The organism is Cyclobacterium xiamenense (assembly GCF_042140265.1).
In the GTDB taxonomy this organism is placed as follows: Bacteria; Bacteroidota; Bacteroidia; order Cytophagales; family Cyclobacteriaceae; genus Cyclobacterium; species Cyclobacterium xiamenense_A.
In genome coordinates this window covers 4457637-4471571 of sequence record NZ_CP159481.1, presented here as the reverse complement: position 1 = coordinate 4471571, position 13935 = coordinate 4457637, and the positions used below count along the sequence as shown (strand labels likewise).

At 50.7% G+C, this 13935-nt stretch carries 4 protein-coding genes; 1 reads left to right on the top strand and 3 read right to left on the bottom strand.

All coding sequences use genetic code 11. From position 1 onward, the window contains the following. The first annotated feature begins 16 nt into the window (after positions 1-16). Positions 17-3757, top strand: coding sequence for a PVC-type heme-binding CxxCH protein (locus tag ABWH99_RS18255; RefSeq protein ID WP_375583253.1), 3741 nt, complete (start codon positions 17-19; stop codon positions 3755-3757). A gap of 309 nt (positions 3758-4066) precedes the next feature. On the opposite strand, the gene ABWH99_RS18250 is transcribed toward ABWH99_RS18255, so the two are convergent. The 3 genes from ABWH99_RS18250 to ABWH99_RS18240 are packed head-to-tail and all read right to left on the bottom strand — an operon-like array spanning position 4067 to position 13931. Continuing rightward, a complete protein-coding gene (locus tag ABWH99_RS18250) occupies positions 4067-4453 on the bottom strand; it encodes a hypothetical protein (RefSeq protein WP_375583252.1) in 387 nt (128 codons plus the stop codon). After that, positions 4450-5355, bottom strand: coding sequence for a hypothetical protein (locus ABWH99_RS18245; protein ID WP_375583251.1), 906 nt, complete (start codon positions 5353-5355; stop codon positions 4450-4452). The genes ABWH99_RS18250 and ABWH99_RS18245 overlap by 4 nt, the downstream gene beginning before the upstream one ends. Positions 5356-5366: 11 nt before the next feature. Beyond that, positions 5367-13931, bottom strand: coding sequence for a LamG-like jellyroll fold domain-containing protein (locus ABWH99_RS18240; RefSeq protein ID WP_375583250.1), 8565 nt, complete (start codon positions 13929-13931; stop codon positions 5367-5369). Between the last annotated feature and the right edge of the window lie 4 nt (positions 13932-13935).

The following is a 13935-nucleotide window of genomic DNA, read 5'->3' as shown; positions in this document are numbered from 1 at the left end:
ATGCGTCAAATTCCGGATGACCGGATCTAGCAGCCTGCACCGGGTAGCGGCCGTATTCGGTTTTCCTTCCTGTAGGCAGTTGACGGGTAAGTGCTTGCTGCTCGTTATTTTCGCATGCTTTATGTGTGCATGTGCTCCCTCCAAAATTCCTGTGGACCTATTTTTTGACGGGCAGTCATTCCGGGGATGGAATGTCCACACCGCATCGGTTTGGCGCATTGAGGATGGAGTCATTACGGGTGGCAGTTTACAGGGGAATCCGCAGAACGAATTCCTGGCGACGGACAAGGTCTACAAAAACTTTCACCTGCGGCTCGAATACCGGCTTGTGGGCTCGGAAGGATTCGTGAATGGGGGCGTGCAGTTTCGCAGCCAACGAACCAGCGATCCGGCAAATGAAATGATCGGATACCAGGCAGATATCGGTGCAGGCTATACGGGCTACCTCTACGACGAATCGCGGCGCAAACGTTTTCTGGCGGAGGCAGACCCTGATTTCATTGCTTCCATTGAGCGACCGGGTCAATGGAATCGATACGAAGTCATTGCTCGGGGCAAGCAGGTGACGATCCTTCTCAACGGTCAACGGACGATTACCTATCGGGAGCAAGAGCAAGGTATTCCGCAGGAAGGACACATCGCCCTGCAGATCCATGGCGACAGCAAAGCAGAAATCTCGTTCCGCAACCTGCATATTGAGGAATTGGAGGATACGGTCACCCCTCCCAATGAGGCTAGCCTGAGTCGTTTTGGAAGCGTACAGACCCGGACGCCGGTTCCCGCCTTCGAAGACGGCACCTTTCGGTTGCAGGAAGAAGATGTTGTCGTATTTGTAGGTCAGGAGAATTTTGTACGTGAGCAACGATCGGGCGAATTGGAGTCGCTGTTGGCGGCAGGTTTTGCCAGACAACGGCCTCGTTTTCGTTCGATGGCTTGGGAAGGGGATGTGGTCTATGAGCAATGGCGTGACCTGAATTTCGGCGATTGGGGCGATCAATTGGATGCGGTGGGCGCTACGGTGATCCTGGCTCAATTCGGCCAGATGGAAGCGCTGGATGGGCCCGACCGACTGGCGGATTTCGAAGCAGCCTACAAGCAGTTGCTGGATGAATTTTCCCGCCGTACCCACAAGTTGGTGCTGGTGTCTCCCATCCGTTTTGAAAAACCGCTTGCTTCCCATGCACCCGATCTTAGGGAAAGGAATGACGATCTACAGCTGTATGTGCAAACGATGAAAACGATCGCGGCCCAACGCAATGCGCTGTTTGTGGATTTGACCAGGATGCGTACCGGGAATCGGCTCACGGAGAATGGAATCCACCTGACACCGGGGGGACTGCGTCGGGTAAGCTCGGAAATTGCCCGGCAGTTGGAGGTGGAGATAGGGGAGCTACCTTCGGAGCAGGTCCGTCAGGCCATTGTTCAAAAAAATCGCCTGTGGTTTGATTTCTGGCGGCCGGCAAACTGGTCCTTTGTCTACGGAGACCGCGTGAATCAGCTGTATGGGCAGGGGGCCGGGGCAGAGCCCTCGCTGCAGGTCGCGTTTGAGCAGCAGCTGCCCCTGGTGGAAAACGCAGATGCGGTCATTTACGACCGGATCGCTGGAAAAGAAGCACCGGGAGTATCGGTCGATCCGGTGGTGTACAGCGAGATGGATGCGTTGACAGCAGAAGAACAACTAGCGGGGTTCACCACCGCCGAAGGGTATTCGGTCAATCTTTTCGCTTCAGAGCTGGAAGGAGTCGTGAATCCCGTACAATTCGCCTGGGACGAGGAGGGAAGACTCTATGTCGCATGTTCACCTTCCTACCCGCAGACCCTGGCCGGGATGCCTGCGCAGGATTACATTCAAGTCCTGGAGGATCGTGACCGTGACGGGGTCGCAGATAGCTCCTGGCGCTTTGCCGAAAGCCTGAAAATGGTACAAGGCGTAGAACCGGGTGGAGACGGAGTCTATGTCTGCGACTTTGATCGAATTCTCTATCTCCGTGACACCGACGGAGACAAAAAGGCCGATGATCGGCAGGTAGTATTCTCCGGTTTCGGTGTGGGCGATACCCACCAACTGGTAAACAGCATTACGCATGGACCGGATGGGACGCTGTGGTTTACCCAGGGTCTCCACGCTATTTCCCGCGTGGAGACTCCGCATGGCGTTGCCCGTCTGGACCGGGCCGGGGTTTGGCGGTATCACCCCCGCCGCTTACAATTGGAGAGTTTCTTCGGAGGAGGAATGGCGGGCGCCAATTGCTGGGGCTTGGCGTTTGACGACTACGGGCAGGTCTTTCACAAGACCGGAGACCGCCCGGAAGGCTATTGGACCGTGCCCGGATTGGTTCCTTTTCCGGAGCAGGACGGTTCCCGCTACCATGAAGATCCGAACAAGGCCTACCAAACGAACAATCCGGAGCAATACCACGACGTAGGCCCCCTATTTGAGACTTCGCCCAAAACGACGTCCCTGGAAATCATTGGAACATCCGCCATGCCCGAAGCGCTGCAGGGCGCGGCACTGATCGGCGGATATTTTGGATCGGTGGTGGAAGTGCACCAATTCGAGGATGCAGGTGCAGGGTTTGCTACCAGACAGCTTCCCCGATTGATCCGATCGGCCGATAATTCCTTTCGCCCGGTGGATGTTTCTGTGGGGCCTGATGGGGCGTTGTATGTGGCGGATTGGTTTAACCCGATCATCGGTCACTACCAGGCGAGCTATGCCGATCCCCGTCGCGACAAGTCACATGGCCGAATCTGGAGGATCACAGCAGATTCCAGGTCGTCCGTTACCTATCCCGATCTGTCTGCGATGAATGAGGGCCAACTGCTGGAACTTTTGGATTCTCGGGAGCGATGGTTGCGCTACCAGGCGAAGCGCCTGCTTTTTTACCAGCCAACGGAAACGGTTGTGGCTGCGGCAGATGCGTTGGATCTTCAAGATCGTAACGACCGGTTTCTCCTCGAATTGATTGGGGTCTATCAGGCCCATGAAACTGTTCGGCCGGCGTTGCTCGATCGCCTGTTGCAGTCGAAGGATTTCCGGATTCGGGCCTATGGTGCCCGTGTGTTGGGAGATTGGGCGTCCCGACTGGACAGTGGGGCGCTTGCTCGGCTACGGAAACTCGTAAACGATGTCCACCCCAGGGTCCGCCTGGAGGCAGTGATAGCCGCCAGCTACCTGCGGGAGACCCCTGCGATCGAAGTGGTAACCGCAGCGCTCGAACACGCGTTGGACCCTTTTCTACAGTACGCGGTGAGGCAAAGTGCGAGGTCCCTTCAACTTCTCTGGGAGACTCCTTTTCAGGAGGGGGAACTTCACCCCGCATCCACGGTTCAGGAAAGCTTTCTGCAGGAACTGCTGGATCAGGGACCTGCGGTCGTTACAGCTGGCGAAGCGTTGTATGAAAAGGCCTGCCTGACCTGTCATCAAGCAGGTGGTAAGGGTCTGCCAGGGGTGTATCCACCCCTGCTGGGTTCAAAGCGGGTCACCGGAGACGAAACGAAGCTTATCAAAATCCTGCTCAATGGACTTACCGGTCCCCTAGACGTAGCGGGAGAACAATACGGAGCCGGAACCCAGTCCATTCCCATGCCTCCCATGGGCGGAATGAGCGATCAGGAGATCGCGGATGTCCTTACCTACGTCCGCAAGGAATTTGGTAACGGATCAACCGCGGTGACTGCGGAAACGGTCGCGAAAACCCGGGAGGAGGTCTCCGGTCGAACCAAAGCCTGGACCATCAGGGAGCTGGACGAGTAAACAGCCTTCCAGGACAAGCACTACAGTCCGGCCTACGGTTCGGCCTACGGTTCGGAATGAGGGGCAGTTGGGGCCTAGTGGACTTTATTTAGGGCGTAGCAAGCGGATTCTGGGTCGCTAGTACCAAGCAAGGGGGTTAGCCGGTACACGGAAACACCATTTTATCAGGTGGGCATACCCTGTTGGAGAGGTATGTGAATCGCATGAGGTAAAAAAATGAGGGCAGGGTCCTGTACAGGATTCATACGGGTTTTAGCAGTGTTCGAGCAATGGGACCGCATCATTTGGGGTAGTAAACGAAAAAATCCATCACTCTACCCGTTCAAATGCTGGAGCAGCATTTTTGACAAGCCGTGCTTCCAGATTCGTTCCCGGAATCCTGGCAATGTTTTCACCCTGTTTCAGGTCCACAGGAATCAGCTTGGTGCCTTCTCCCCGAAAAGTCACGTTATACAGGATATCGTTTACCAAGATATCAAACTCCCTGGGCCTAAGCGTGCCGAAGTTACCCATGGTGGCGTGCACCAGCACTGCAAAATTTTGGTTGGGATCGACGCAATCGCCCTCAAGGATTACTTCGCCGTTTCGATAGCCAAAATCTACTCCCAAGGCCTCTATGATCACCTCCTCATCTCTACTACAGGCGGTGAATAAAAGGGCAAAAAGTATTGTCAGCAGAGTGTTCTTGTTTTTCATGGTTGTTCGATGATTACCAGTTTTTCAAATGCTGTGGTCTGCACCGTATACGTTCCCGGTACCAATCGATCGAAGAGCACTTCACCACCTGTCATGGACCGACTGCTGATTACCTGACCGCTCCGAATCAACGAAACGGATTGCCCGTCGCTACTTCCAGTAACCTTAATGGCGCCCGCTTCGAAACAGGTGGCATTTCGCCGGTATACCAAAAGTTCACTGGCAAACTCAATAGCGACCGTCCATGACCGGATCACCGAACGATCCTCCGAGCGAAGTTGTAAACTGACAGGTTGGGAAAAATCCAGGAGATTCTCTCCGGAAATGACCGGTTGATTATTCCAAAAGAGCCCGGCACCGGCAGTCAACGTAAATAGCAAGGTATGGGCCGATACGGGTGTGTCTTTTTCTACCAGGAAGACCACTTTCTGATCCGCTACCTTTACGTTCAATGGCTCCAATCCCGCAAGGCTGATCTCGGTAATGGAGGCGGCGGCACTTAGTGCAGGTTGTGCGATGCTGAAGGGCTGGAGCAGGTTTCCTTCGTGGGCATTTATTCGAAACACCAGTTGCTGCGCTACGTCGACGACCCGATCGGCAGTGGCATCATATATTTTAAAACTCACGACTTCATTGTTGGTGTTGCCAAACACCGTGAGGTAAGCCAGATGTTCCTGATGGCTGGATACTTCTGTCAAACCGGCTACGCCTCTGCATTCTCCGTTTACAAATGCAGCTACCCGATCCCCGGAGCCGGTAAGTGTTCTTCCGTCCACATTGACAAAGGCTACCAAAGACATGGTATGTTCGAAATTCTGCTCTGATACCTTCCAGTCCGGGCTCTGACCCCATACTGGCAGGAAAATAGAAGCAACCGAAACGAAACAGATGATTTTTTGCATGGATCGTGTCATTATCGTCGAATGATCTTTTTGTGGAGTACTCGGCCATCGACCTGGATACGCAGGATGTACATTCCGCTTGCAATGGCCGGCCGGAATTCTACTTGGTTTTTTCCGATTTTGGCGGCGACAAGCGATTCATCTACTTTTCTGCCGTCCACGGTATATACTTGTACCAAAACGTCTTGCACCTCTTTGGCACCAAATTGAAGCATGAATTTATGGTCGAAGGGATTGGGCATCACGTTGAGTTGGGTTTCAGCCACCTGCAGGACTACGGGTTGCCTGAGTGTGCCCAGGATTGTGTTTCCCGAGAACTCAAAGGTGGTGGAGGTCATTATTTCATCGCTTCCCCGTCCCAAATAGAAAGTCAGCTTCTCTTTTTGATCACCATAAATGGTGAGAAAGCCAAGGGTTTTGCCAGCAATTTCCATGGGGGCTACTTGTCCCTTTATTTCACCGTTCCGGTCATAGACCAGTACCTGTTCGTAGCTCTTTGGCAGTTGCACGATGGCATTCATGGTTTCCGGATACTGAAGCCAGGAAGGCTGCATCCGCCCTCCTTCATCCGGTGCCATTGCCTGGGTGCTTTCATTGGGCTGGGTTCGGAGGTTGGCATGGAAAATGGACGGATAGGCAAAGCGCTGACCCATTGCGGATTTAAGCATGTAGCCTCTTCCCGCCCGCAAAAAGGTCAGGTTACCGCTCCAGCCGTTACGTGCGTCATATATGGCAAATTGGGATTGGGATTTGATCAGGTCACCTTCTGTGGCCTGAAAGCCGGCCAAGGCGTCTCTCACAGGTATATTCTGCCCTATTGGGAAAGGGAGCCAATTCCAGTTGGGTTGCACATCGAAGGTCCACTCGGATAGATCCACGGGTCTACCTCGGAGTTGGAGCGATTGTTCTTCCTGTAAATAGACCTTATACATACGTTCCGCACTCAGCCCGCCACTAGTGCTGATGGTACCTGACCAAGTGCTGTTGCCAGGTTGTAGTTCGTCTCTGAAATAGGTCTCCAAAAGTGCGGGGGAGTGGCTCTGAATACGGTCATCGGTATGCAAATTCATGCCGGCGGTCAGTTGATTAAGGTCGGCAAATAGGGGATCATGTACCCGAGAACTAATCCAGGTCCAACCCTGATTCAGCGGGATCGCTTGTTCCTGTATTTCGGTATTTGCAACTATTCCAGGGTCCTGCAAACTACCTATGACCTTATTGAGTATAAAAGGGGTACTCAGTTGGTTGTTTAGTGTAGCCTCATAAATAGCACCGTTGCTCGCATTCCAGATTTTAAAGGAAAGCGGTTCATCGAAGAGCTCGTTACTGTAAATCGTTAGAAAGATAAAATATTCATCATAGGCAGGTTCGTAGCTGAGATTTCCGACCCCGCGCAGGGCTCCTTGATGGAAAGCTGCCACCTGATCCATCCCGTCCCGGCTAAAGACACCGTGGAGTCTGACTCTACCGATTAGGGTCATGCTGTAGTCAAAAGCAGCAGGGTCAATTTCCCATTCCGGGCTCTCGGGAAGCACCCTAAGATTGATCACCTGGCTTTGGGGGAATCCGAAATCGGTATCCAAGACCAAGTTTTCGGTATAGACCCCAGGCGTAATTTCCGGGGCAATATGTGCCTGAATGGTTACTTGGCTAAGCGGGGGGAGCGTTCCTGAGGTCCTGCTTAGGCTGATCCATCTCGGAACTCCGCTAAAGCTAAAGGACTGTGGTGTGCCGCCCTGGTTTTGAACAACCAGGTTCAGCGTCATATCTTGCTCGGATTCTTTTACCAGGTCCACAGGCGCTGTATGCCCTTCCACGAACCAGTTGACGGCGTTTTTCTGTACATAGGCAGTCCAAGTGACGGGGGATTGTTGTTGGTTATTTGCTCCGTCGAACATTCGGTGTACCGTGATGTCCAATACCTGACCTTCAATTTCAGCCCAACGATTGATAACCGGTTCCAAGATCATCTCATCTTCGTTGATGATTTGGTTTACCTGGAATCTTACCAGGTTTCGAACCGGTTTGATCGGCGGACCATCCGCGCTGTAATTCACCTCGCCTTGGCTAAGTAACGCCGGGGTTGAGATCAGGCTGTTATTGCTAAAGGCGTGGAAGTACCTGGGTCCGCTATTGGTCAGGCGGTCTGGGGCGTTCATCCTGGCATAGAGAAGTAGGCCTATGGAGGTTTCGTCGATTTCAAAGTACCTGTCACGACTGATTTGCTCCTGGTTCCTAAGCGTGTTCCAAAGCCTCAATTCGTCGATTTGCCCCTGAAAGGGACGGTCTACGTTTTCCGCGCCATCTAGCGACGTACTGCCTCTGGCACCGATCCATATCCGGTTTCCTGAAAATCCGCCGATACCCGTGGACGAGTGGGAGGACACCTCCTCGGCGTCCACCAGGGTTCTTAAATTCCCGGAACGATTGAGCAATAGGGTGATATGATGCCAGGTATCGTCTGCAATGGACGTGGTGGTCAAGGGAAGTTCCAAGCCCTCACTGGCAAAGGAAAGGTTACCTTCCGCGTTCAGATTGATGGCCCACTTATTGGCAAATCCGTTGCTTTGCAGGACGTCTGTGCCATCGCCCTTTCCATTGGAAAAGAGGGTTCCCTCGTGACCTTGTGGTGTTTTAACCCAGAATGAAAGGGTTGCATCCATGGTAGAGGTAAGTTGTACAAATCCAACATTGTCCAAGGTCATGTATTGTGTTTGATCAAAATGATAGGCCGTTCCTTTGGGTCTAATGTCCCAGTCCGTTTCTACGCGGGCATGTTTGAATCGGGCGAGGTCATGGGCAATATTCCCCCTGCCTTCGTCAAGTGGCCAATAGCCAATGAGACCTGGTTCATTTCCTTGTAGCTTGTTGTACATATTGGCAAAAGCATCTTGCAGGGAAATGGCTCTTCTCCACATCCTAACGGAGTGGATGTTGCCGATAAAGGTGTTTCCGCCCAGGACAATGGGGTTGTTTGAGGCGATACTCATGTTTGTGCCTCCATTGCCGGAGGCTACCACGGTACCCTCTTCGTATACTTTAACATCCCCATTTCGGTGATCGTATGTGAAGGTATAATGATGAAAGAGACCATCATCTGAGATCAGGCCTTTGATCCGGGTATTTCCTAAGGTGAAGGCCAATTCCCCGTTTTCAAGTGCAATTTCCAATCCTCCAGCCTGCTGTAATAACCTGGCGTTAGGTGCTTCCGTGGCATTGTTCATCCAGAATTCCAGGGTCAAATCCTCGTTCAGAATTTGGGGATTTTCCAGGATCATCACGTTTTCCTGCCCTTGGAATCGAAGAGAAACCGCATGGTTTACCGGGAGTTGGTTGGTTTGTCCTTTTATTTCCACCAACGATACTGCGGAATTAAAGAAAAGGGGCTCATTAAACCTTACTTTTAGATCTGATCCTATCGATAATATGCCGTCGGTAGGAGAGGGGGTTCCAAATCGCAAGGGTGCGTTCAGATCTACCCTTCCCTGTACAACTTCCGAAACGAATTCGGTACCATTGGTACAGGTGCTTCTGGCCCGGATTTCATACCGGCCATCGGCAAGGCCCCTTTCCACAATGTCAAACGGGAATGTCAGATTTGGGGTGGCGATAAGGCTTATCTGCTGCCTGTTGGAGGCTAGCGCATTTTGGTAGCTGGCTTCCAGGTTGTAATACGTGTGCAACCTGCTCCATGTGGGAAAGCCCAGGGGGCGGTATTCCAGATCAATGCGTTCGAAGCCACCGAAATTTCGATTGTAGCCACCCAGGTTTATCAGTAAGGGATTGCTGCTGCCATCCAGGTTAAATGCCGTCTCTCGGTTAAAGGTCCAGTTTTCGAGAGGAGCGCTCAGGGTAACTTGCGAACAGGATGGTACAAATTGGGCGGAAATCACCACCTCGTCAAAGGTGTTTATCGGGTCGCAGAGAGACTGCAAGATTACCTTGATATCCTTGTAATCATAGACATCGGAGATGGATTTTCCGAGTGTTAGCGCGTATTCTACCCTTTCCCCGTAAGGGATAAAGACCACCGTTCCGTTTTGGTTGATATTGAAAATGGCATTGTTTGGATTGCTCGTATTGTCCACGATCAATTGAAAGTACCCGTCTGCTTCCGCGGCGCTGTTATTTTCCAAGATCAGCCTGAACTCTGCGTTTTGGCTTTCCGGGACATTGGCCAGGTCTGCTGTTTCCACACTGATCTGCGGGACTTCTATGCGTTGGGTAGCATTACTTAAGGGGACACGATACTCCTCCGGCACTGGTAAAATAGGGAATGTACTTCCTTGAAATTGAGGGGAATAGAAATAGGAGAGTTCCTCCCCTTCGTACGGACAGGAGGTGCTCCCACCGATCGTACTGAAAACGGGCCCGTTTCCGTCGAACGTGTTCATCACATTGACACTAAAAAGGTTAAACGGGGTAGGGTCTTTCAAGGTATAGGAGATGGTTACGGTTGAGGCACTTTCCTCTGTAAAGGAGGCATTCATATCCTGCTTGGCAAATCCTCCACCTAAAATCAGTAATCCCGCTTTATTCAGGCGAAATCCTGTAGTAAATGCGAACGTTTCGTCAATGGTAAGGTTAAATTCTTTTGTATTTTCATTCACTATTGCCGTTTCTACGGTTCTCGTAATTTCGCCCGCTCCCGCATCAAAGGAAATATTGTTTACCTGGCTTTGATTGATCAATTCCAATAAAGATTCCGAACGGGTCAACCGGTTCCTTAACCTGCCTTCGTAGGAACCCGCCCCATCCCCCTGAAGCTCGGACTCATTGATTAGATTGATTAAATCAGTATTGTATTCCTCTAAAAACAGCCTGGACGCTCTCGAAAAGAAGAATTTGTCCCTTATGGCCAGGTTTTTAGCCCGTTCGTTGTCTTGGATGGTTTTTCGCCATTGATAAATTTGCTCGAGGTACTCGTCTCTGCTCAATACTCCCGGATCGTCTTCTTGGATAAGGCCGTTATCCAAGTTTTCTATGATCTTTTCGAGTTCTGGGATCAATTGATTGATAATGTGATCCTGTGTATAAACAAAGAAAGTTTCCGTAGGCCGTTCATTAAAGAATATGGCTTTCTGAGTACTGATAAAGGCGCTTTCACCATCTTTGTTTTGGAGTTCAAGGAACGGATTGCTCCCAATTCGAGCCTGGGAAGCCTGTACATTGTCAAATTGACCATAGGCAATGTTTTTTGATTGGCCGATATACAGGTCGCCTTTGGCACCCACAAACCTGGGATCGTTGCTGGTCGTCATTCGCTGGGTAAAGGTGTAGGTTTTGGTAAGCGACTCCCCATCCGTTGATCCCGTCACCAGGTTTATTCCGGTTTCGATATTGTTTATGGTTTCAGTTGTAATCAACGGACCAACGATACCACCGCCTGCGGCAACTTCCACGCCGAACATGACCTTTAAGTTCAAGGAAAGCCCACCGGAAAACACATTTCTTACCCTACTGGTAAAACTCACACGTTGTCCCTGGTCTATAGCAGCAAAGCTGTTCGAACCTGGAGGATCTCGCAAAATTATGTCCGGAATATCGGGAGCCTTTGTAATAAAGGTCTGACTGCCATCGGATTCCCCTCCCAGAATAATCCCTTCACTCAGGTAATTTTCCGCTGGGTAATCCACCCCGTTTACACGAAACCGAATGTCCAAACTTCGGGTAAAGGGGGGCGAAACGGCCGGGCTGCCGGCTTTGAAGGTATATCGGATGATGCTTTGGTCTACTTCGTCCCTAAAGAAATTCTCTGAATTATACAAGGCAAGGTTGTTATTGACGATCATTTCCCCATCCAAAATGGGTACCTGGTCTTCTTTTTCTTCACCGCCATCAAAGTTTACATACCTTTCAAAACTGCTCATAGCGATTTCATACTCCCTGAATTGCGTAAAGATGGGGTAGGGCATTCCTTCTGTGCTAATGATTGTAGAATCATTTAGTTGAAGCGTTGGGTCAACGGTTTGGGAATTGATCCTGAGCACTGGCATCGACCGATGAACAAAACTTAGCTCGTATTGAAAGGGATCTCCAACGACCTTACGCTGATCCGGAAGGATAAACTCCGGGCTTATTTCGGGCCTTATCTGCTCAAAATTCAATTCTTCTGTAGCTTCCAACAAAGAAAGCGTGGGGTTTGAAGGAATCCGAAGGCCATTTAATTGATTTATTTCATACTGAAGCGGCAAAACCTTGATCCTAAACTCGCCCGACGCTGGATGCGTATGAAACCTATGCCGGGTTTCCTCAGTCGGATTGTTTCCTCCGGGTAGGTGTTCCAACACCAGTTCTGCCAGTCCTATATTATTGATGGCACTAATTACCTGTTCTTTTTCAACCCCTTCTTCATCCAGGTACCTTTCTATCCGAATACCCTCTCCACCAAATCCAATCGGTTTCTCGGCCTCCACGCTTCCCCCTACCACTTTTCCTACCACTGTTACCCGGGTGGTGTCTATAAAATACACGGTCTCAGTGGCATCTTCAAAAAACTCCTTGAACTCCCCCTCCTCGGCAGGGAATCTGCCGTTGAATAGGAAGTGATGCCCGGTTTTTTCCACCGAAATTGCATGATCACCGATGGGAACCCTGATCTCAAACTCTCCTTGTTGATTGGGCTGCACCGGACGATTATCGGGTCCCATTACGATCTGTCCATCCACGCGAATGCTGATTTCCTGCGGGCTGATGCTCGCATATTGCTCCAGGTAATCGTCGTCGGGGTCTGCTGGTGTTCCGTTATCGTTGTACCAATACTGGCCCTTCGGATACTTCAGCCCCCCTTTTTCGTAATAATTATACCCCTCCTCGATAATCCCTGGGTTTGAAACATACTCTATGCCTTCGCTGAGATTTTCAAACTGCCCTCCATTGGTTTCTACAAACGAGGGGAAAACGCCTCTGGTGTCAAACAACACCCGGCCCCTGAAAATAAAGGAACTGATATCCGTAAAATCTATCCTATTAACCACCTCAGAGCCTCTTCCCAAAAACACCATCTGCTGGCCGGGATCAAATTTGTGCTGACCGAATATTGGGGTAATGTTGAACGATTCCCCGGTGCCGGAATAGGAAATGGCACTGATCTCATAGTTTCCATTGCTATTGGTAATTCCCATCACGCCCAGTTGGTCGCTGTTGGGAATGTTTCCGCCCCCACGCACCCACTTCGGTCTTTGGTCTTCCGGCGTAAGATCTGTGTATAAGCGGATATCGTTTTTATTGTATTCAAAACCCTTTCGTGAGAGATCATAGGCATACCGGCCGGTGCCTTCATTGGCTCTAAAATAGGCGATCAGCGATCGATCGTTGCCTCCGATATAGCGCTTGAAGTCCTGTCGTATGGCGGCAGAGTCCAAGCGGTTTTCGCGGTTGTCCCAAAGCCGGATTTCATCCAGGATCAGCCTTCCTTCTCCTCCCATGCGGAAGTCCTGCCACTTGCCTTGGTTTCCTCCACGGTCGAGTACCAGGGGGTCGCCCTGTGTGCTGATCTCCATTGGGCTTCGGGCATACGTAGGATCCAACAGCCGTTCTGTAGTATTGATCAGGTTCAAATAGTCTTTTCCAATTTTTCGGCCATTCAGGTATAGCTGCGGATGATCGTTATCCTTTAGAACGATGGTGAAATGCGTGAATTGATTGACAAAGTTTGCAATGGGAGAAAGGAGATCGTCGCCACGGGCGTCAATAGTTCCGTTAGGTAGGTAGTTTTTTATCTCGAAGGTAGATTCATCCACTGTGACACGCAAGGTTTGATTGGATGCCTCAAAAGCATAATGCGCATCCAGCGTTTCTTCAAAATATTGCATACGGAAGATCCTGCCCGTCGGATTGTTTTCCTCCTGATCGGGTTTTAGCCAAGCTTGGAACACCACCGATCCCTCGAGTGGGCGGTTGACCAGGTTCAGTGTCAGTTCACCCTCTCTCGGAATCTGGAGTGCACTTCCGGTGTTGATCGGAGTACCGGTTGGTTCCGCGTAAACCGTCACGTCGGCTACCGGATTTCCGCCTTCAAACGAGATATTGCCTGTTACCGTAGCCGTGGGAGAACGGAAGCCAATGCCTGTAATGAAATTCACGAATGGCATTTCTGTCTCTAAAATACCCTCGGCCAACACTTTATATTCATACAAGATGCCTCCCTCCGCAAACTCGTCTTCAAATTCTGTCGTAGTACCTGGTCGGTTGGCCAGCAATTGAAAGGGATCCGGTGAATTATCTCGGTATAGTCTTCTAAATATCTTTACGCTGGTAATGCGGTCTTGATTGTTTAGAAATTCCCAGTTTAGCCGGACCTTATCACCAAAGTATCCTTTCGATATTTCAAAAAACTCGGGAGCAAAGGTTTGGTACTGATAAAAAATGTCCCAAGGAAACCGTATGTCCAGAGGAGCAAACCTTCGTTCCGACACTGCCTTATTGGTGCCCAGTATAGGAACTCCGACCTGAAATGTAAACCCTTGATTACGAATAGCCTGGGAAGCAGTGACATCTTTTACATTGACTCGCTGTGCAAAGACAGCAGCAATGCAAAGGACCAATAGAGGCAATATAAGGACTAGCCGTTTCATTTGT